This window comes from Pantoea sp. App145 (genome assembly GCF_047947045.1).
Lineage (GTDB): Bacteria > Pseudomonadota > Gammaproteobacteria > Enterobacterales > Enterobacteriaceae > Pantoea.
This window is the reverse complement of record NZ_CP133292.1, coordinates 54,459-74,830: the sequence shown is the minus strand read 5'-3', so window position 1 is coordinate 74,830 and position 20,372 is coordinate 54,459. Positions and strand designations below refer to the sequence as shown.

18 protein-coding genes are annotated in these 20,372 nt (G+C 55.7%); 9 read left to right on the top strand and 9 right to left on the bottom strand.

The features are described 5' to 3' along the window. Positions 1-6: 6 nt before the first annotated feature. Positions 7-1,428: a hypothetical protein gene (locus RCF31_RS23185; RefSeq protein WP_416414027.1), complete on the top strand. Its 1,422-nt coding sequence runs from the start codon at positions 7-9 to the stop codon at positions 1,426-1,428. Positions 1,429-1,477: 49 nt separating this feature from the next. Here the strand turns inward: RCF31_RS23185 and RCF31_RS23180 are convergent, their stop codons facing one another. Next, positions 1,478-2,908: a Cu(+)/Ag(+) sensor histidine kinase gene (locus tag RCF31_RS23180; RefSeq protein ID WP_416414025.1), complete on the bottom strand. Its 1,431-nt coding sequence runs from the start codon at positions 2,906-2,908 to the stop codon at positions 1,478-1,480. Then, positions 2,898-3,581, bottom strand: coding sequence for a copper/silver response regulator transcription factor (locus RCF31_RS23175; protein WP_332669003.1), 684 nt, complete (start codon positions 3,579-3,581; stop codon positions 2,898-2,900). The genes RCF31_RS23180 and RCF31_RS23175 overlap by 11 nt, the downstream gene beginning before the upstream one ends. Positions 3,582-3,761: 180 nt before the next feature. Between RCF31_RS23175 and RCF31_RS23170 the strand changes: the two genes are divergently transcribed. The 4 genes from RCF31_RS23170 to RCF31_RS23155 are packed head-to-tail and all read left to right on the top strand — an operon-like array spanning position 3,762 to position 9,940. Beyond that, entirely contained in the window at positions 3,762-5,147 is a 1,386-nt protein-coding gene (locus RCF31_RS23170) for a Cu(I)/Ag(I) efflux RND transporter outer membrane protein (protein ID WP_416414023.1), read from the top strand. Positions 5,148-5,179: 32 nt separating this feature from the next. Continuing rightward, on the top strand, positions 5,180-5,533 hold the full coding sequence (cusF, locus tag RCF31_RS23165; protein WP_416414021.1) for a cation efflux system protein CusF: 354 nt from the start codon (positions 5,180-5,182) through the stop codon (positions 5,531-5,533). Between the two features lie 26 nt (positions 5,534-5,559). Beyond that, positions 5,560-6,795 (top strand): efflux RND transporter periplasmic adaptor subunit, encoded by a 1,236-nt coding sequence (locus RCF31_RS23160; RefSeq protein WP_313682122.1) that lies wholly within the window; start codon positions 5,560-5,562, stop codon positions 6,793-6,795. Between the two features lie 10 nt (positions 6,796-6,805). Further along, complete coding sequence (locus RCF31_RS23155) at positions 6,806-9,940, top strand: CusA/CzcA family heavy metal efflux RND transporter (protein WP_416414019.1); 3,135 nt, start codon at positions 6,806-6,808, stop codon at positions 9,938-9,940. Between the two features lie 4 nt (positions 9,941-9,944). Here the strand turns inward: RCF31_RS23155 and RCF31_RS23150 are convergent, their stop codons facing one another. From RCF31_RS23150 to RCF31_RS23130, 5 genes are all read right to left on the bottom strand, one after another. Then, a complete protein-coding gene (locus tag RCF31_RS23150; protein ID WP_416414018.1) occupies positions 9,945-10,547 on the bottom strand; it encodes a cupin in 603 nt (200 codons plus the stop codon). A gap of 144 nt (positions 10,548-10,691) precedes the next feature. Then, on the bottom strand, positions 10,692-11,798 hold the full coding sequence (locus RCF31_RS23145; RefSeq protein ID WP_299456607.1) for an NAD(P)/FAD-dependent oxidoreductase: 1,107 nt from the start codon (positions 11,796-11,798) through the stop codon (positions 10,692-10,694). Positions 11,799-11,812: 14 nt separating this feature from the next. Further along, positions 11,813-12,556 carry an amino acid ABC transporter ATP-binding protein gene (locus RCF31_RS23140; protein WP_299456606.1) on the bottom strand — a complete coding sequence of 248 codons (744 nt, stop codon included), beginning with the start codon at positions 12,554-12,556 and terminating at the stop codon, positions 11,813-11,815. Continuing rightward, positions 12,549-13,352 carry an amino acid ABC transporter permease gene (locus RCF31_RS23135; protein WP_416414017.1) on the bottom strand — a complete coding sequence of 268 codons (804 nt, stop codon included), beginning with the start codon at positions 13,350-13,352 and terminating at the stop codon, positions 12,549-12,551. The genes RCF31_RS23140 and RCF31_RS23135 overlap by 8 nt, the downstream gene beginning before the upstream one ends. Positions 13,353-13,420: 68 nt before the next feature. Continuing rightward, positions 13,421-14,233, bottom strand: coding sequence for an ABC transporter substrate-binding protein (locus RCF31_RS23130; protein WP_299456602.1), 813 nt, complete (start codon positions 14,231-14,233; stop codon positions 13,421-13,423). A gap of 198 nt (positions 14,234-14,431) precedes the next feature. On the opposite strand from RCF31_RS23130, the gene RCF31_RS23125 reads away from it, so the two are divergent. Continuing rightward, positions 14,432-15,505 carry a LacI family DNA-binding transcriptional regulator gene (locus tag RCF31_RS23125; RefSeq protein ID WP_416414016.1) on the top strand — a complete coding sequence of 358 codons (1,074 nt, stop codon included), beginning with the start codon at positions 14,432-14,434 and terminating at the stop codon, positions 15,503-15,505. An 85-nt stretch (positions 15,506-15,590) separates the two neighbouring features. Here the strand turns inward: RCF31_RS23125 and RCF31_RS23120 are convergent, their stop codons facing one another. Further along, positions 15,591-15,932 (bottom strand): type II toxin-antitoxin system HicB family antitoxin, encoded by a 342-nt coding sequence (locus RCF31_RS23120; RefSeq protein ID WP_299456597.1) that lies wholly within the window; start codon positions 15,930-15,932, stop codon positions 15,591-15,593. Further along, on the bottom strand, positions 15,929-16,183 hold the full coding sequence (locus RCF31_RS23115) for a type II toxin-antitoxin system HicA family toxin (protein WP_299456594.1): 255 nt from the start codon (positions 16,181-16,183) through the stop codon (positions 15,929-15,931). Before RCF31_RS23115 ends, RCF31_RS23120 begins: the two co-directional genes overlap by 4 nt. 286 nt (positions 16,184-16,469) lie before the next feature. On the opposite strand from RCF31_RS23115, the gene fecI reads away from it, so the two are divergent. From fecI to fecA, 3 genes are all read left to right on the top strand, one after another. Further along, positions 16,470-16,991, top strand: a complete 522-nt coding sequence (gene fecI / locus RCF31_RS23110; protein WP_416414015.1) for a ferric citrate uptake sigma factor FecI — start codon at positions 16,470-16,472, stop codon at positions 16,989-16,991. Position 16,992: 1 nt separating this feature from the next. After that, positions 16,993-17,946 (top strand): ferric citrate uptake sigma factor regulator FecR, encoded by a 954-nt coding sequence (gene fecR / locus RCF31_RS23105; protein ID WP_416414014.1) that lies wholly within the window; start codon positions 16,993-16,995, stop codon positions 17,944-17,946. Positions 17,947-18,032: 86 nt separating this feature from the next. Further along, positions 18,033-20,372: a TonB-dependent Fe(3+) dicitrate receptor FecA gene (gene fecA, locus RCF31_RS23100; protein WP_416414012.1), complete on the top strand. Its 2,340-nt coding sequence runs from the start codon at positions 18,033-18,035 to the stop codon at positions 20,370-20,372.

Genomic DNA, 20,372 nt, shown 5'->3' with positions numbered 1-20,372 from the left:
GTGAATATGCCGATAGAATCTATCGCCAGATGTACTTTGCTGGAGGTTATTGACGAGGTAGCGGAAGATGATTTTAGTTTCCCTGCCATCAGCGTTAAAAATGTCAATGATAAACCTTCCCTTTATACGAACTCACCTCAGCCGATAATTTCCCGGTTGGATATCGTTAAAGCAAAGTTTAATGATGACTCGGCGTTTTTTTTAAACTCAGCCACCCCGGTAAAATGCAATAATTTTGCCATGAATTTTATTGATGTATTTCTGGCAAATACACCTGATGTTGCACAGATCATAAAATCGCTGAGTTTATCGACGCAAGATGCAGGATCCATTGCGAATAAAATATCTGAAAACACCCAGGAAAGAACACTAGCGATTCTTGCTTACGGACAGGAAAATCATCTGGTTGATTATCAGTTGTGGGGCGAATTTTTTTATTCGGAATTGCGTAAGATGCAGAGTGATAAGGTTTTTATTAAACCCTTTCTCATTTACTCTCGCCCGCATATGATTAAGGAAAATCTGCATGAATTCACCGTTGCGATGCACCATACCATGGCGGCTGTGCTTTCCTGCCACAACAGCCTCTGCCAGATAGTGGTTTACGACCCGACGCACACCACAGGGTACTTTTCCACTGAGCTGGAGGAGATAGCAGAAATACGAAAATGCGATATCTTTTCCTTCCTTAATAAAGGGGATAGCATCGAGTTTGTGACCGATGAACCGGCTAATACCTTATCATACTTTACGGCTGTCCCGGGGCGCTGGGATGGCAGCCATTTTTCTCTTTTGCATGAAAGAAAAGATCAAAGGGATATTCGCAATGCTTTCCTGACTGTTAAAACACGCATTTCGCAACCGGAAATCTTCTATGCGGCCCTTACAGGGATGTCACTTAACCATTTTGTATTCTTTCTCAGACATGTTCCGGCAAATGAACGGGTTGAATTCCTGACAATAAAAGGTGAGTCGGGAAAAACCATTATAAGTTTCCTGGCGGGCTTACCAGATAAAGACTGCCATCTGCTGACTAACTATTTTTCCTTTATCAAGGAAGCATTGCGGGCAGGTCTGTTGGATAAACAGGAGATGATTAAGCAACTCAGCGATAAAGTGGTTGAAGATGTGGGATATGCCTGGTTCGAAGTGACGCTCTTTGGCCGAACTTTGTTGCGCGCCAATACCGGTAAGATAGCGGGTGTTTTTGCCGCTGAAGTTATCAATCTGATTACGGAAAACAGATTAACGGAGGATGAGGGAAAAACAATCCTGGACGATATGATCGTCATAAAAGAAAAAGAGGGCGGAGTGATGTCGGAATATCCGGGCTTTGATTTCGCTAAACATAAACATCATGTCCATGCCAGCGCAGCAGGGGCAATGATTCAAAAGAATTTCCCTGCATGGGAAATTGGTGAGCAATAGCATTGTCCCGTCGCGGCGCTACAGGCCAGATCCCACGACTGGTTTTTGCTCAGCTCTGAATCCGGGGCAGCAACAACGTAAATCGGGTGGACACCGCATCAGAGGCGACGTGAATCTCCCCCTGATGTGCTGTGACGATTGATTTAACGATGGCCAGCCCAATGCCGCTGCCTTCGCCTTTTCTCTGGCGTGACGGGTCAACACGATAAAACCGGTCAAAAAGGCGTGCCAGATGCATCGGCGCAATAGGTACGCCTGGATTTTCAACCCTCAGCTCCACCCAGGCATCGCGCTGCTGGAGATGAACGGTAACCGACTCACCCGCAGGGGTATGACGAATGGCGTTGGAAAGTAAGTTGTTGATAACGCGACGCAGCATCAGTGGATCACCCTGAACCAGCGCCGCGTCGCCCCCCAGCGTCAGCCTTATTTGCTGTTCTTCCGCCCAGGCTTCAAAAAACTCAAACACCTTGATGGTTTCAGTGCGCAGATCGAGCGGGATGCGTTCCGGGATCAGCTGATTATTATCCGCCTGAGCCAGAAACAGCATATCGCTGACCATTTTCGCCATCCGATTGTACTCTTCCAGGCTGGAATACAGGACATCCTCCAGTTCTTTCACCGTACGCGGCTGGCTGAGGGCAATTTCCGTCTGCGTCACCAGATTGGTGATGGGGGTTCTGATTTCATGGGCGATATCGGCGGAGAAATTGGCCTGGCGGGTGAAGACATCTTCAATACGTTCAATCATATGGTTGAAGGACATCACCAACTGTTGCAGCTCAATCGGTACGTTATCCGGTTCCAGCCGAACATCCAGATTTTTTGAGGTGATGTTGTTTATTTGCTGGCTGACGTTGCGTAACGGCAGATAACCCTGGTGAACCGCAAACAACACGATCAGGATAATCAACAGGCTAATGGCTGAGGCGATGATTAACAGATTATGTTTCAGCGCATCCAGGTAGTGCAGGTGGAAATCGATCGACAGTGCGATCAGCAGCCGATCAGTGCTGGTGTGCCCGTTGTACGGTGAACTGACGGCAGTGGCCATCACCCGGTAGCTGCGATTGCCGTTGTGGGCAGCATGCGCGCCCATCGGGTCTGACCACAAAAATACCTCCCCGGAATCAACTTCTGTGCTGTGGACCAGCGGCATCAGGTCTGGTCCGTCTGCCGAGCGATATAAAACCTGATTTTCCGGGCTGAGCAGCATCACCGAGATATAACGGTAGCTGTCGAGAATGGAGTCGATTTTCGCCACTTTTTGCTGTTCTGTCTCGCCGGGACTTTTCAGGATGGCTGTCAGCGTGCTGTTGATTTGCTTAAGGTTGGTCACGTCCTGTTCGGCAAAGTGATTCTGGACTGAATGCAGCATAATCCAGGCTGCGGTGGTGAAGGCAATGATGGTGGCGAGGCTGATAAAGAAGGTAAGCCGGATTTCAAGCGACACAGGACGGCGCAGCCGCTTAATCTTCATCCGGCACCTCAAGCACATAACCGACGCCGCGTACGGTCTGGATCAGTTTGGGGGAGAAGTCATTATCGATTTTTGCCCGCAGCCGTTTAACCGCAACATCGATGGCATTGGTATCGCTGTCAAAATTCATATCCCACACCTGTGAGGCGATCAGCGAACGGGGCAGGACCTCACCGCGATGACGGATAAAGAATTCCAGCAAGGTGAATTCTTTGCTGGTCAGGGTGATGCGGGTACCCGCGCGGCTCACTTTACGTGACACCAGGTCAAAGCTGAGATCCGCCAGCTGGAACTGGCTCTCAGGAATAATATTGGCCCCGCGGCGCAGCAGCGTTCTGACACGCGCCAGCAACTCGGCAAAGGCAAAGGGTTTGACCAGATAATCATCGGCACCCAGCTCCAGCCCTTTGACGCGATGTTCAATGGTGCCCAGCGCGGTCAGCAACAGAATCGGCATCCCTTTACTGGCGGCACGCAACATGCGCACGATATCCCAGCCGTTGACATCGGGCAGCATAATGTCCAGTACGATCAAATCGTACTCAGCGGTCATCGCCAGATGGTAACCGGTGAGACCGTTGTCGGCGCGATCAACCACAAACCCCGCCTCGGTCAACCCTTTGCTAAGGTATTCCCCTGTTTTCACCTCGTCTTCAACAATCAGTATCTTCATTTTCTCACCCATCACCTCACCGGGTGCCATTCTAGTGGGCCAAAGGACGATATCAACGACTTCAGTCGAAAATGACAGCTTTGTCATTGTTGGGTCACGCTGCCAACAGAGTCGCTTCGTTACAGTGTCCGCCGTCATCATCTGGAAACAATGGGCAGGCAGGCCCTGGCGGTTAGCGATATGGTCAAATTAATATTATGGGTGGTGGGTACGGTGCTTTTGCTGGCGGGATGTGTCTCGCTGGCCCCCGAATATCAGCCCCCTGAACTCCCGGTTCCACAACAATTTTCTCTCTCCCGCAACACACTGGTGCCGGTTACCGCAGGCTATCAGGATACCGGCTGGCGCACCTTTTTTGCCGATCCTCAGGCAAGGCAGTTCATTGATGTGGCGCTACGCAATAACCGTGATCTGCGGATGGCGGCATTGAAAGTGCAGGAAGCACGCGCGCAGTACCGGGTAACCAATGCCGATCGCTACCCGCAGCTGAACGCTGCGACTGAAGCGAGTTACAGCGGTGGCCTGAAGCGTGGTGACCTGACGGAAAAACAGTTTCAGGCCGGGCTGGATCTGAGCTTTGAGCTGGATTTTTTCGGCAGATTGAAAAATCTGAGCGAAGCCGACCGGCAAAACTACTTTGCCAGTGAGGCTGCTCAGCGTGCGGTACATATCCTGCTGATTTCCAGCGTTGCTCAGAGCTACTTTAGTCAGCGGCTAGCAGTGGCACAGCTACGTATTGCCCGGGAGACATTACAGAATTATCAGCAATCTTATACCTTTGTGGAGCAGCAGCTGATTACCGGCAGCAGCAATGTGCTGGCGGTGGAACAGGCGCATGGCCTGATTGAAAGCACCCGCGCGGAGATTGCCAGCCGGGAAGGACAACTGGCGCAGGCGAACAATGCGTTACAGCTGGTGGTGGGCAGCTGGCAGGGACTGCCGAATGATCAACGCCGCGTGGCGGGGGATCTTAACCCGGTCAGGCTACCCGCCGGGCTTTCCTCGGAAATCCTGCGTCAGCGTCCGGATCTGATGGAGGCGGAACACCAGCTGATGGCGGCCAATGCCAATATTGGTGCGGCCAGAGCTGCGTTCTATCCGTCGATTAGCCTGACCAGCGGCTTGTCGGGCAGCAGCGATGACCTGTCAAATCTGTTTTCCGCAGGCAGCGGCATGTGGAATTTTGTGCCAAAAATCGACATCCCGATTTTTAATGCCGGTCGTAACCAGGCCAGCCTGACGCTTGCTGAAGTGCGCCAGCAGCAATCGGTGGTGAATTACGAGCAAAAAATTCAAAACGCGTTTAAGGACGTCGCCGATGCGCTCGCGCTGCGCGACAGCCTCAGCAACCAAATTGCGGCGCAGCAGCGTTACCTTGCTTCCCTGCAAATTACGCTGCAACGCGCACGCGGATTCTATGCCAGCGGTGCGGTGAGTTATATCGAAGTGCTGGATGCTGAGCGCTCATTATTCAGCACCCGGCAAACGTTATTTGATTTGCAATATTCCCGGCAGGTCAATGAGATCAATCTGTTCACTGCCCTGGGGGGCGGCTGGACGGAATAATCCTTCCATTACATTTTTCAGGAGTCAATATTATGCATCAGTTAATCAAAGTGGTTTTATTCGGTATTTTTCCGGCACTGATTGCCGCGGGTGCACAGGCCAGTGAGCAGCATCAGAGCATGATGTCACATGCGGAGATGGCGGTTCAGCAGCCGGTGATTAACGCCACGGGGGTGATTAAAAAGATTGATTTAGCAAATAAAAAAATCACTATTGATCATCAGGCGATCCCGGCGCTTGGCTGGCCAGCCATGACCATGCGTTTTACCTTTACCACTCAGGACGACAGCATCAACGCGTTAAAAGTGGGTAGCCCGGTTAACTTTTCTTTTATTCAGCAGGGGAATATCTCACTGCTTCAGGAAATAAAAGTCGGTCACTCTTAATTAACGGATGGTTGTCAGGAACAATTATGGCATCGTTAAAATTAAAATACGCGGCGGTGATGGTCAGCAGCCTGATAATCGGAGGGCTGATTACGACAGCGGCTTTCCATTATCTGCCTTCTGCCAATAAAAAGTCAGCGCCAGAACGCAAAGTTTTATTCTGGTATGACCCGATGAAACCCGATACCAAATTTGATAAACCGGGTAAATCACCGTTTATGGATATGGACCTGATACCCAAATACGCGGATGAAGGCGAGGCGGACAATAGCCAGGGCATGCGTATCGATCCGGTGCTGGTACAGAACCTCGGTCTGAAGACCATCAAGGTCAGCAAAGGGCGATTGCAATATAGCCAGACCATTCCGGCCAACGTCAGTTTTAACGATTACCAGTTCGTGATTGTGCAGGCTCGTTCGGAGGGTTTTGTCGAAAAAGTCTACCCATTGACTGTTGGCGACAAAGTCAGCAAGGGCACACCGTTGATCGATATCACCATCCCGGAGTGGGTGGAGGCGCAGAGCGAATATCTGTTGCTGTCAGGCACCGGGGGATCGACTACCCAGGTGAAAGGTATTCTTGAACGGCTGCGTCTTGCCGGGATGCCGGAAGAGGATATTCAGCGTCTGCGCAGTTCCCGCACGGTACAGACCCGCTTCACCATCAAAGCCCCAATCGATGGGGTGATCACCGCATTTGACCTGCGCAGCGGAATGAATATCTCCAAAGATAAAGTGGTGGCCCAGATTCAGGGCATGGACCCGGTGTGGATCAGCGCTGCGGTGCCAGAGTCGATCGCCGGATTGCTCAGCGATCGATCGCACCTGTCGATTTCAGTGCCGGCATACCCGGGTCACAGCTTCAATATCGAAAAATGGAGCATTCTGCCGAGCGTTGACCAGACCACCCGCACGTTGCAGGTGCGTCTCCAGGTGGCGAATCGCGATGAATTGCTGAAACCCGGTATGAATGCGTATCTGCATCTGAACAGCCAGAGTGAGGAGATGCTGCTGATCCCGTCTCAGGCGGTGATTGATACCGGTGATGAGCAGCGCGTGATTGCCGTGGACAGCGAGGGACGTTTTGCACCCAAAGCCATCCGCATACTGGCGGAATCGCAGCGCCAGAGTGGTGTGGCGGCAGGGCTAAGCGAAGGGGAGTCAGTGGTGGTCAACGGGCTGTTCCTGATCGACTCGGAAGCCAATATTACCGGGGCGCTGGCGCGGATGCGTCAGGCCGACAACGCGCATTCCGATCACTGAGGGAACGACGATGATTGCATGGATTATCCGGCGCTCGGTCGCTAACCGTTTTCTGGTGATGATGGGGGCACTGTTTCTCAGCGTCTGGGGGGCCTGGACCATCATCAACACCCCGGTTGATGCCCTGCCGGACCTCTCCGATGTGCAGGTGATCATTAAAACCAGCTATCCCGGCCAGGCACCGCAGATTGTGGAAAATCAGGTCACTTACCCGCTCACCACCACCATGCTTTCCGTGCCGGGTGCTAAAACGGTACGCGGCTTCTCGCAGTTTGGTGATTCCTATGTCTATGTGATTTTTGCTGACGGCACCGACCTTTACTGGGCGCGCTCTCGCGTGCTGGAGTACCTCAACCAGGTGCAGGGTAAATTACCGGCCGGGGTCAGTTCCGAAATCGGCCCCGATGCCACCGGGGTGGGCTGGATCTTTGAGTATGCGCTGGTGGATCACAGCGGTAAGCACGATCTGGCGGAGCTGCGTTCATTGCAGGACTGGTTTCTGAAATATGAACTGAAAACCATCCCTGACGTGGCAGAAGTGGCCTCGGTGGGGGGAGTGGTGAAGCAGTACCAGATTCAGGTCAACCCGCTGCAGCTGGCGCAGTACGGCATCAGTCTGGCGGAGGTGAAATCCGCCATGGCATCCTCCAATCAGGAGGCGGGCGGATCCTCCGTAGAAATCGCTGAAGCGGAATATATGGTGCGGGCCAGCGGCTATCTGCAGACCCTGGATGATTTTAATAACATCGTGCTGAAAACCGGCAGCAACGGCGTGCCGATCACTCTGCGCGATGTCGCCCGCGTGCAGATTGGACCGGAAATGCGGCGTGGCATTGCCGAGCTCAACGGTGAAGGCGAGGTGGCCGGTGGGGTGATTATCCTGCGCTCAGGCAAAAACGCCCGTGAGGTGATCACTGCGGTGCGGGACAAACTCAATAGCCTGAAAAAGAGCCTGCCGCAGGGGGTTGAAGTGGTGACCACCTATGACCGCAGCCAGCTTATCGATCGGGCGATTGCTAACCTCAGCCACAAGTTGCTGGAAGAATTTGTGGTGGTCGCGCTGGTTTGTGCGCTGTTTCTCTGGCATGTGCGTTCGGCGCTGGTGGCGATTATCTCGCTGCCGCTGGGGTTGTGTATTGCTTTCATTGTGATGCATTTCCAGGGGCTGAACGCCAATATCATGTCGCTCGGTGGCATCGCCATTGCCGTCGGGGCAATGGTGGATGCGGCAATCGTGATGATTGAAAATGCCCATAAACGGCTGGAGGAGTGGCAACATCAACATCCTGATGAACGCATCGACAACGATAGCCGCTGGCAGGTGATCACCGATGCGGCGGTAGAAGTTGGTCCGGCGCTGTTTATCAGCCTGCTGATTATCACCCTGTCGTTTATTCCTATCTTCACGCTGGAAGGCCAGGAAGGGCGGCTGTTTGGCCCGCTGGCGTTTACCAAAACCTGGTCGATGGCGGGTGCTGCCGTGCTGGCGATTATCGTGATCCCCATCCTGATGGGATGGTGGATCCGTGGGAAAATCCCGGCGGAAAGCCACAACCCGCTTAATCGTTGGCTGATCAGGATTTATCACCCGTTGCTACTGAAGGTGCTGCACTGGCCGAAGCTGACCTTACTGGTGGCGGCGCTGTCGATCTTCACGGTGTGGTGGCCGCTGAGTCAGGTGGGTGGCGAGTTCCTGCCAAAAATCAATGAGGGGGATCTGCTGTATATGCCCTCAACCTTGCCGGGCGTCTCGCCAGGGCAGGCGGCGGCATTATTGCAGACCACGGACAAACTGATCAAAACCGTACCGGAAGTGGCCTCGGTGTTTGGCAAAACGGGCAAAGCGGAAACCGCGACCGATGCAGCACCGCTGGAGATGGTAGAAACCACCATCCAGCTGAAGCCCGAAGCCGAGTGGCGGCCTGGCATGACGCTCGATAAAATTATCGACGAACTGGATGCCAGGGTGCGGCTGCCGGGGCTGGCCAATCTATGGGTTCCACCGATCCGCAACCGTATCGATATGCTCTCCACCGGGATTAAAAGCCCGATTGGGATAAAGGTCTCAGGCAGCGTACTGGCGGATATCGATATCACCGCCCAGCGCATAGAAGAAGTCGCGAAAACTGTACCTGGCGTGGTTTCGGCGCTGGCGGAGCGTCTGCAGGGTGGACGCTATATTGATGTGGATATCAACCGGGAGAAGGCGGCGCGTTACGGTATGACGGTGGGGGATGTCCAGCTGTTCGTGTCATCGGCGATTGGTGGCACCACGGTCGGCGAAACCGTGGAAGGCGTGGCGCGTTACCCGATCAATATTCGCTACCCGCAGGGGCTGCGCGACAGCCCGGAAGCACTGCGTCAGTTGCCGATACTCACGCCGATGAAGCAGCAGATCACCCTGAGCGATGTGGCTGACGTCCGTGTGGTGTCAGGTCCCAGCATGCTGAAAACCGAGAATGCCCGTCCGACCAGCTGGATTTATATCGATGCCCGTGGTCGTGACATGGTATCGGTAGTCAATGACCTGAAAACGGCGATCGCAGACAAGGTGACGCTCAGGCCTGGCACCAGCGTGGCGTTTTCCGGGCAGTTCGAACTGCTGGAACATGCCAATAAAAAGCTGAAGCTGATGGTGCCGATGACGCTGATGATTATCTTTATCCTGCTGTATCTGGCGTTTCGCCGCGTAGATGAGGCGCTGCTGATTCTGATGAGCCTGCCTTTCGCGCTGGTGGGTGGCATCTGGTTTCTCTACTGGCAGGGATTTCATCTGTCGGTCGCCACCGGTACCGGATTTATCGCCCTGGCCGGGGTCGCTGCCGAGTTTGGTGTGGTGATGCTGATGTATTTGCGGCACGCGATTGAAAATGAACCCGCGCTGTCATGCCCTGAGACCGTCACACCGCAGAAACTGGATGAGGCGCTGTATCACGGCGCGGTGCTGCGTGTGCGGCCCAAAGCGATGACGGTGGCGGTGATTATTGCCGGTCTGCTGCCGATTCTGTGGGGCAGCGGGGCGGGTTCCGAAGTGATGAGCCGCATTGCGGCACCGATGATTGGCGGCATGATCACCGCGCCGCTGCTGTCGCTATTTATCATCCCGGCGGCTTACAAACTGATCTGGCTGCGCCGCCATCGATAAGCGTCTATGCCTGCTGCCAGCTGTGGGGCAGCGGACCGGTTTGACCGGCCACCGGATCGCTGTCCGGGAACGGCAGTTGGCTGATACGTTGCAGCATCTCTGGCGTCGGGGCGGCACGGCAGATATCCCATTGCTGGTGGGGAGGATAGGCCCCCACCACCTGGAAATCATCGCTGCTGCCGTCGTTAAAATGCCCGGTGCCTGCGGGCAGCAACGCCACATCACCCGCAGCCATGTTAATCACATGGCCACCTGGGCCACCCAGCATCACTTTTGCGTTACCGCTGACACATCCCAGCACCTCATGCGCGGTGCTGTGATAGTGATGGAAGGTAAAAATCGAGGCGACCCATTGTGGCGGCCAACTGTTTTTCTCAAATAAGGATTCGGTGGGCGAGGTCATTTCAGCCGCTTTCGGCAAAACGTTTTGGTAAATAATCACCGGAAGATGGGGATTGTTCGGCACCCAGCCATTACGTTCCAGGCGCAGCAACTGCACATTTTGCGCTGTGGGAGCGGCGGTGGCGTAGCGGTTAAACAGGGCTGGGGCGGTCAGTGCCAGACCGGACATGACGCGCATAAAGTGGCGACGTGATAAATCATTCATCCTTTCCTCCAGGCTTTAAATGAGATGCAGATCACGTTTTAAGCGTAATGCAAATAGCGTAGCGACGCGATTTATCGCGCGGGTTTTCTCCCGCAGATGCTGCCAAAGATGCGCGATAAATCGCGCCGCTACGGGGTGGACGTCTTAGCCAAACCGCTCAGGCCGGAAGGTCGCCAGCATCGGGTGTTTCGTTCCGGTGATCATCTCCTGTGCCAGTAATTCACCGACAATTAACGCCAGCGTGGCGCCGGAATGGGTAAAGGCGACAAAACAACCCGGCACCTGCTGCAACTCCCCCAGCACCGGCTCGCCGTCGCCGGGAATCGGTTTGTAGCCCATCTTCCAGCTCTGTGCCTGCAAAGGGGCATTGTTCAGCAGCAGCTTATCGGCTTCCTGCACCAGCTGGTTCACCACCTTCTCATCGATAGTAAAACCACCGTCGGGCAGTGGCTGGATATCGTTCTCGTACCAGTCGTGATCCAGCGCCAGCGAATTCCCCGGATTAGGGCGCACTGCGGCGCGTGGCGTATTCAGCACCGCTGTGAGTTTTTGCTCAGCGGGTTGGGTGATCACCAGCATCGACAGCGGCGAACCGTTGGGGATGGTGACGCCGAGCGGGGCCACCACTGCCGGGGTGGAAGGGCCGCAGGCCACCAGCACCTTGTCGGCGGGCAATTCGCCCTTCTCCCAGCGCACGCCACAGGCGCGGCCCTCGGCGGTTATGACTTCGGCTTGTCCGGCAAACTCAATAATTTCTCCACCGAGCGCGCGTAGTTGCTGTGCCAGATGTTCGATCAGATGCGGCAGGCTTACCCAGCCTTCACCCGGATTAAAGATTGCCTCACCGCTTAGCGCGGCGGGATCGATCTGTAGCTCCGTTACCGTGTCACGGCTGCGCAGGTGTGAATCATAACCGTGCGCGTTTTCATACTCATGGCGGGCGTGCAGGGTGGTGGGGGTGGCGGCGGTCCAGAATAGCCCACCATCAAAGCGCAGCCAGTCACGGGAAGGATCGTCGGCAAACAGCGTCCGGTAACGATCAATGCCCGCCATACGCAGCGCATGGTAAGGTTTTGAACGCTCACCGGAGGAGTTCAGCCACGATAGCGAACGACCGGAAGCGCCGGAGCACAGCTCAGCCTCCGTCACCAGCGTGACTGCCGCACCGCGCTTTGCCAGCTGCAGCGCGCTGGAAACCCCCAGCACGCCGCCTCCCAACACCACTACACGAGCCTGATTTTCTACAGCCATCTTTGGTTCCTTGTTTACAGCACTTCAGAAAGAAAACGTTGCAGACGCGGCGACTGGGGGTCATCGAACAGTGCGGCAGGGGTGCCGACCTCGATAATCTCGCCTTCGTCCATAAACACCACCTGGTCGGCGACCTTGCGGGCAAACCCCATCTCATGGGTCACCACCACCATCGTCATGCCACGACGACACAAGTCGGCCATCAGGGTCAGCACACCCTTCACCAGTTCCGGGTCGAGCGCCGAGGTGGCTTCGTCAAACAGCATCACCTCAGGGTCCATCGCCAGTGCGCGGGCAATGGCCACTCGCTGCTGCTGGCCACCGGAGAGGTCGCGCGGATGATGATCGGCACGTTGGCCGAGTCCTACCTCTTCCAGCCGCTGGCGCGCGATCGTCATCGCCTGAGACTTCGGCAACCCTTTCACTTTCCACGGTGCCAGCGCGACGTTCTCCAGCGCGCTATGGTCGGGGAACAGGTTGAAATGCTGAAATACCATGCCGATGCGCAGACGCAGGGCATCTGGCTTTTCGCGCAGCACCGAACGCCCGGCCAGCAACACATCGCCGGATTTCGGTTCGTGCAGCCGGTTGATGCCGCGCAGTAGGGTGGATTTACCGGAGCCCGACGGCCCGATGATGCAGGTGGTGGTGCCCGGTGCGACGCTGAGTGATACCCGCCGCAAAACCTCAATCGGCCCGTAAGCCAGCGACAAATCGCGCAGCTCCAGGCTGGCCCCTTTCCAGCTCGTATCAGTCATGATGGCCTCCTGCGCTTTCCAGCAGTGCTTTGTTGGTGGGTTTCTGTACCTCCTCCACCTCTTTCAACCCGCTCTGCGGCGCGGTGAGGCGGCGGCGTCCGGTGCGGTAACGCACGTCAACGTAGTTCACCATATGTGTCAGCGGTACGGTGATGATCAGATAGAACACCCCGGCCAGCATCAGCGGCGACAGGTTACCGGTCAGTACCGCCGCATCCTGACCGACGCGAAACAGCTCACGCTGGTTGGTCATCAATCCCAGCAGATAAACCAGCGAGGAATCTTTGATGATGGCGATGAACTGGTTAACGATAGCGGGAAGCACGCGACGGATGCCCTGGGGGATCACCACCAGCCGCATGGCCCGGCTATAGCTCATACCCAGCGCCCGGCAGGCTTCCATCTGTCCGCGTTCCACGCTCTGGATGCCGGAGCGGAAAATCTCACCCATATAAGCGCTGGCGATCAGGCTAAGAGCAAAAATACCCAGCGGGTAAGGTGAGGGGCCAAACAGCTGGTAACTGAAACGCGCTAATCCCTGACCGATCAGCAGAATAGTCAGAATTGACGGCAATCCGCGAAACAGATCGGTATACATACGCGCGGGCAGACGCAGCCAGCGCGAGGATGAAATCCCCAGCAGCGCCAGTGCCAGTCCGAGCAACGTACCGAGCACGGTCGCCGCCACGGAGATGATCAGCGTGTTGACCAGGCCGGTAGTCAGCAACTGCGGCAACACTTCGATCATCGATGGAACATCAAAGAAGGTACGGGAAAGAATTGTCAGCATGTCCATCGCCGTCTCCATTCAGTGCGGGTGATGAGCACGCTCATCACCGGTGAAAAGACAAACCCTGAGCCGCGTTACTGGCCGCCAGGCAGGTACTGTTTTGGCATCGGTGAACCGGGAAACCATTTCTGGTAGAGCTGTTTCCAGGTGCCATCCTGCATGGCCGCTTTGATAGCTTTATCCAGAGCGGCTTTAAATGCCGGTTTGTCTTTGGCGATGGCAACGCCAGCGGGGGCGTTGAAAGAGGGAATATCGGCAGCCGAGACCAGCTTGAAGCGTTCGGCATAGCTTTTCGCCGCTTCGTAATCGAGGAACACCGCATCCAGCGTGCCGTTATTCATCGCCGATACCGCGGTGTTGTTATCCGGGAAACGCACGATATCGGTCTGGGTAAAGTGCTCCACGGCATAGTTCTCCTGTAACGTCCCCTGGATCACCCCAAGGCGATGTTTCGCCAGCGTGGCAACGTCAGTGACGCCACTGTCGCTGCGTGTCAGCACCGTCAGATAACCAGCGAGATAACCGGTGGAGAAATCGACAGTTTTTTCCCGTGCCGGGGTGATACCGATTGCCGCCACGCCCGCATCAAACTGGCCGTTGGCGACGGCGGGCAGGATGGCGGAGAAATCCTGTCCAACAAAATCCACCTTGTCGATACCCATACGGTGGGCCACGTTCTTAAAGAACTCCACATCGAACCCGGTGAACTGCCCGCTGGCGTCGGTGAAGGTATAAGGTTTGGAATCGCCGACGCTGGCGACGCGCAGCTGACCCGGCGTCAGCAGGCCATACGGGTTGTCATTACTGGCAGCAAACAATGGGAAGGAAAGCGAACACAGGGCGATGGCAGCGCCGAACAGGGCGTGCAGGTGTTTATGCGATTTCATAGCTCGTCCGTTTTTGCAGGTTTAAACATCAGAGACTGTTGAGCCGGAGGATGTAATGTTTTTGAGACCGGTCTCAACGCAAGTAGCTTCCTGAGCAACAGTGATTGTGAGACCGGTCTCAGGGAGTTACAATGAGTTTAAGCACACACGTTTTTCATCGTCAATCTTCCTGTCATCAACCTGTGATTCGAATTAATTATGACCAACCAGAAAGTGCGTTCTAAAGCGCCAACCGTGGCCGATGTCGCGCGAGCAGCAAAAGTATCAAAAGCGCAGGCTGCACGCGCGCTGGGTGGCTATGGTGCGGTGAGCGAAGAGGTGCAGACCCGCGTCAGTAGCGCAGCCGCAGCGCTCGGTTATCGCCCCAATGAACTGGCTCGCAGCATGAATACCGGACGTTCCAACACCATCGGCGTGATCGTTGGTGATATTGAGAACCCACACTTTGGCCTGGCGCTGCGCGGTATGGCGGACGTCACCCGGCAGGCGGGTTATCAGTTACTGCTGAGCAACAGTGACGAGAAGTGGCAGGCGGAACAGGACGCGGTGCGGGTGATGCTGGAAAAACAGGTGGATGGCATCATCGTTACCCCCTGTTGCTCGGAGCGGGATAAAAACGCTCACCTGATGCAGGTGCTGGCGGAAGGGCGCGCGTTGAAGTTATTCGATCGCGCCGTCATTGATCTGAACGTGGAAGCGATTTGCTGTGATTTCACCGATGTTGCGCAGCAGGCAACGCAGGCATTGATCGCTGCCGGGCATCGTCAGGTGGCATACGTCACCAGCATGATGCTGGCAGGGGAGTTTACGCAGCTCAGTGACTTTGGTTTGACGCCGGTCGCACAGCGTGTCGGTGGCATGATGCGGGCGTTTGCTGCCGCCGGGCTGCCATTTGACCCGACGCTGGTGCAGGTCAATGCCGACAGCGATGAACAAATCCGGCAAATCGTCGCAAGGCTGTGGCAACGCGAACAACCGCCTACCGCGCTGATCGCCTCCGACAGCGTGGTGGCGATGTCACTGCTGCGCGAAGTGATGCGCCGGGGTCTGCGTATTCCGCAGCAGCTGTCGTTTGTGATGTACGACAATTTCCCGTGGAGCGAGATTGTATCGCCGCCGCTCACGGTAGTCGCGCAGCCGGTATATGAAATGGGACGCGAAGCGGCACGCAGGCTGATTGCGGAAATTCGTGGCGAGGTGCTTGATCCGTTACCCCGGTTCAGTGCGGAATTAATTGAACGCCGGTCGATTGGGGTAATAGCAGCCAGTTAATCCGAGGTTTTATCATCCTGGACACTTACCCGGGTTTGTAGCTGCTGCATTGTAACAAGTGATGCTTAGGCATTCTGAATCTTCCTTAAGAATGCTTCTGTATAACGAGATCAACACCTTCATTGAGTAATTCGTTAATAGACACACCATGAGCCTGAGCGGTAACTGCAAGCGCCTGATGCCGTTCTGGTGTCAGACGGGTCGTAACCTTGCCGCTGAAAGTTTTGTAAGGTTCAATCCCGTCTTTCTGGCATTCATCCAGAAAAACAGCCAGTGATACAGAACCTTCTTTTTTGAGTTCCTCCACGCTGTAAGCGTAGAAATCAGCCCCACCGTTCAGGCCGACAAACTCCCCGCGAAACATTTCTATCTCTGGATCAAAAGTGATAACGGCAACATGGCCGTCTATTTTGAGTGTATTATTCATGGTCTGATTCCTAAACTATCCAGCCATATCCGAATGGAGTTAACCGCCCCCTTGTCAGTGGTAGGTCTCGGATGTGGCCTGTGAAAGATTTTCTTTTGTCCTTTCAGTAGAACCGCAATCCTTGAGCCTTCCCTTTCATGAACTTCCGCACCCAAGGCAATAAAAAGCGATTCAATATCGCTCCATTTTATCGAACCGCTTACGGGTCGGGCGAACACATCTGACAGCGTTTTTTGGTGTCGTTTGTTCATGCGCAAATAGTATCACATTGTGACACCACGTCAAATTCCCGTGGAGCGAGACCGCATCACAACCGCTCACGGTGGTGGCACAACCTGGCGCGATAAATCGCGCCGCGACGGATCCCTGCGTCGACATAAATACCGACCCTGCAAGCGTAGGGGGCGCATTGATGCGCACCTGGTGGTTGATGTTCAAGGCGGTAGTACGATCCGTGCCGTTACTGGAATGGTTGTAATGATAACCATTCGCAGTTAGTATCATTACACTTTTCACCTTTTGACATACTTTGACATCATGTTGCCTGCTGCTGAATCCTCTGCTGCGCCGTCTCTGGCGCTGTTCTATGCCAACAACCATCGCTGGCTCAGGCACTGGCTGACGGGCAAGCTGCGTTCGGCCTTTGATGCGGATGATGTCACTCAGGACACCTTTCTACGGGTGATGTCCGGCGGCCATCTGGCCGACATCCGTGATGCCAAATCCTTCCTTTGTACGCTGGCGAAGCGCGTGATGGTGGATCGTTTTCGCCGCAACGCGCTGGAAAAAGCCTATCTCGAATTACTCAGCCAGCTGCCGGAAGCTGTCGCCCCGTCACCGGAAGTACAGCAAAGCCAGCTGGAAATCCTGCAATTGATCGACCGCATGCTGGACGGGCTGGGCTTCAAAGCGCGTCAGGCTTTTTTGCTGTCGCAGCTGGATAACCTGACCTATGCCGAGATCGCCGTACAGCTGACGGTGTCGGTCAGTTCGGTGAAAAAATACATGGCGAAAGCCACCGAGCATTGCCTGTTGTTCCGTCTTGAGCAGGGGCTGTGACATGAGCGCGCCGCTGTCGAATGCGCAACGGGAAGCGCTGCGCAGCGCATCGCACTGGTATGCGGTGCTGAGCGGTGAACGAGTCAGCCCGCAGCAGGAATTAAAATGGCAACGCTGGGTCGATGCGCATCAGGATCATCAATGGGCATGGCAACAGGTGGAGAACCTGCGCCAGCAAATGCAGGGGATGCCGGGCGAGGTTGCCAGCAAAGCGCTGCGCGATTCACAAATGACACGCCGTCATGTGCTGAAAGGCTTGCTGCTGGCGGTGGGTGTGGGCGCGGGATGGCAGCTGTGGCGGACTGATTACGTAACGGGGCTGCGCGCAGATTATCGTACGGCACGCGGCGAGATTCGGCAGCATCAGCTGGCGGATGGCAGCCTGCTGACACTCGATACGGCTTCAGCGGCCAATGTCACCTTCAGCGCCAGTGAGCGACGCATCGAGTTACTCACCGGCACCCTCGCTATCACCACCGGCAAAGATGCGCAGCAGCGTCCGTTTCGGGTCTACACCCGACAGGGACAACTGACCGCACTCGGTACCGCTTTTAGCGTACAGCAGCAGGACGATGCCACGCTGTTACGCGTCAGCCAGCACGCAGTGGCGGTGCGTCTTATCAGCGCTCCGCAGCAGAGTGTTACCGTGCAGCAGGGGCAGATGCTGCGTTTCTCGGCCGACCACTACGGTGCGATTAGCACGGATGCACAGCCAGAACCGGGCTGGATCCACGGTTGGCTCAGTGTCAGCGATCGGCCGCTGGGTGAAGTGATTACCCAGCTGGCGCGTTATCGTCAGGGTGTGCTGCGCTGCGATCCGGCCGCCGCCAGCCTGCGCGTCAGCGGCACCTTTCCGTTACGCGAGAGCGACCAGGCGCTGCACGCGCTGGAGCAAACCCTGCCGATTGCGGTACATCGCATTACCCGCTACTGGGCCACGGTTCAGCGTCGTTAAATTTTTTTTCACCGTCATTGTCCCTTTTACCCCGGTCATACGACTTATCTCTGAAAACCACAAAAATTATCATCTTTGGAGATGTTATGACCGCTTCACGTCCACATGCGCTGCGGGTGTTACCGCTGGTGACGGCAATCCGCTTCAGCCTGCTTCCTGCCTTACTTTTCACCTCGGGAATGGTGGTGGCCGCAGCGCCTGCCACCACGCATTACAATATCGCCGCCGGTCCGCTGGATAGCGTGTTAAATCAGTTTGCAGCAACTGCGGGCATTACCTTATCGATGGATGCCAGCCTGACGCGTGGTAAGCAAAGCGCGGGATTACAGGGCGATTATGCGGTAAATGAGGGGCTGGCGGCACTGTTGCAGGGGTCGCAGCTGGAAGCCAGTGCGCTTGGTAGCAATCTGTGGACGGTAAAACCGCAACCGACTGAGCAGAGCCTGACCGTAGTCGGTGACTGGCTGGGTGAAGCGCGCGAAAGCGACGTGTTTGAACACCCGGGTGCGCGTGACGTGATTCGCCGTGCCGATTTTGCCAAAAACGGTGCGACCACCATGCGTGAAGTGCTCAACCGTATTCCGGGCGTCAATGCCCCGGAAAACAACGGTACCGGCAGCCATGATCTGGCGATGAACTTTGGCATTCGCGGCCTGAACCCGCGCCTTGCCAGCCGATCTACAGTGCTGATGGATGGCATCCCGGTGCCGTTTGCGCCATACGGTCAGCCGCAGCTATCGCTGGCCCCGATCTCGCTCGGCAATATGGATGCGGTGGATGTGGTGCGTGGCGGCGGAGCGGTGCGTTATGGGCCGCAAAGCGTGGGCGGGGTGGTTAACTTCGTAACGCGCGCCATTCCCAAAGATTTCGGTATTGAAGCGGGGGTTGAAGGGCAGCTCAGCCCGACATCTTCACAGAACAACCCAAAAGAGACGCATAACCTGCTGGTGGGTGGCACGGCGGACAACGGTTTCGGCAGCGCGATCCTTTACTCAGGTACCCGTGGCAGCGACTGGCGTGAACACAGTGCGACCCGCATCGACGATGTCATGCTGAAAAGCCAGTATGCCCCAAACGAAGTGCATACCTTCACCAGCCTGCTGCAATATTACGACGGCGAAGCGGATATGCCGGGCGGGTTGAGCCGCGCCGATTATGATGCGGATCGCTGGCAATCAACGCGTCCTTATGACCGCTTCTGGGGCCGCCGTCAGCTGGCCAGCCTCGGTTATCAGTTCCTGCCAGATCAGCAGCATAAGTTTAATATCCTCGGTTTCTATACCCATACGCTGCGCAGCGGTTATCTGGAGCAGGGAACGCGTGTGACACTGTCACCTCGTGAGTATTGGGTACGGGGTATTGAGCCACGCTACAGTCAGAGTTTTAACCTCGGTCCGACCGCGCATGAAGTGGGTGTCGGTTATCGCTATGTCAGCGAATCCGGGCACGAGATGCGTTACTACACCCCAACTGCCAGCGGTGAGTTGCCATCTACCGCCAGCCCTTATGACCGCGACACCCGTTCCGGCACAGAAGCCCATGCCTGGTATCTGGATGACCGTATTGATATCGGCAACTGGACCATCACGCCGGGGATGCGTTTTGAACATATCGAGTCGTTCCAGCGCAATGCGATTCGCGGCACGCGCCAGGATGTCAGCTATAACGCGCCGCTACCGGCGCTGAACGTGCTGTACCACCTCACCGACAGCTGGAACCTGTATGCCAACACCGAAGGTTCCTTCGGCACCGTGCAGTACAGCCAGATTGGCAAAGCGGTGGAAAGCGGCAACGTTGAACCGGAAAAAGCCCGCACCTGGGAACTGGGCACCCGTTACGACGATGGCGGGCTGACGGCCGAAGTGGGCCTGTTCCTGATCAACTTTAATAACCAGTACGACTCGAACCAGACCAACGATACCGTCACCGCGCGCGGTAAGACGCGCCATACCGGGCTGGAGAGCCAGGTGCGCTACAACCTCGGAGAGCTGACGCCGCAGCTGGAAGAGGTGTCGGTTTACGCCAGCTACGCCTATGTGAACGCTGAAATTCGCGAAAAAGGCGACACCTATGGCAACCAGGTGCCGTTCTCTCCGCGTCAGAAAGGCACCCTCGGGGTGGATTACCATCCCGGCAGCTGGACTTTTAACCTCAACAGCGAATTCCAGTCGAGCCAGTACGCGGATAACGCCAACACCGTGCAGGAAAGCGCCGATGGCAGCACCGGTTGTATTCCCGGTTTTATGCTGTGGGGCGCGCGTGCCAGTTATGATTTCGGCCCCAGCCTCGCCAATCTGAATCTCGCTGTCGGGGTGAAAAACCTGTTTGACCAGGACTACTTCACTCGCTCCTACGACGATAACAACAAAGGCATTGATGCCGGGCAGCCGCGTACCTTCTATGTGCAGGGTGCACTGAAATTCTGA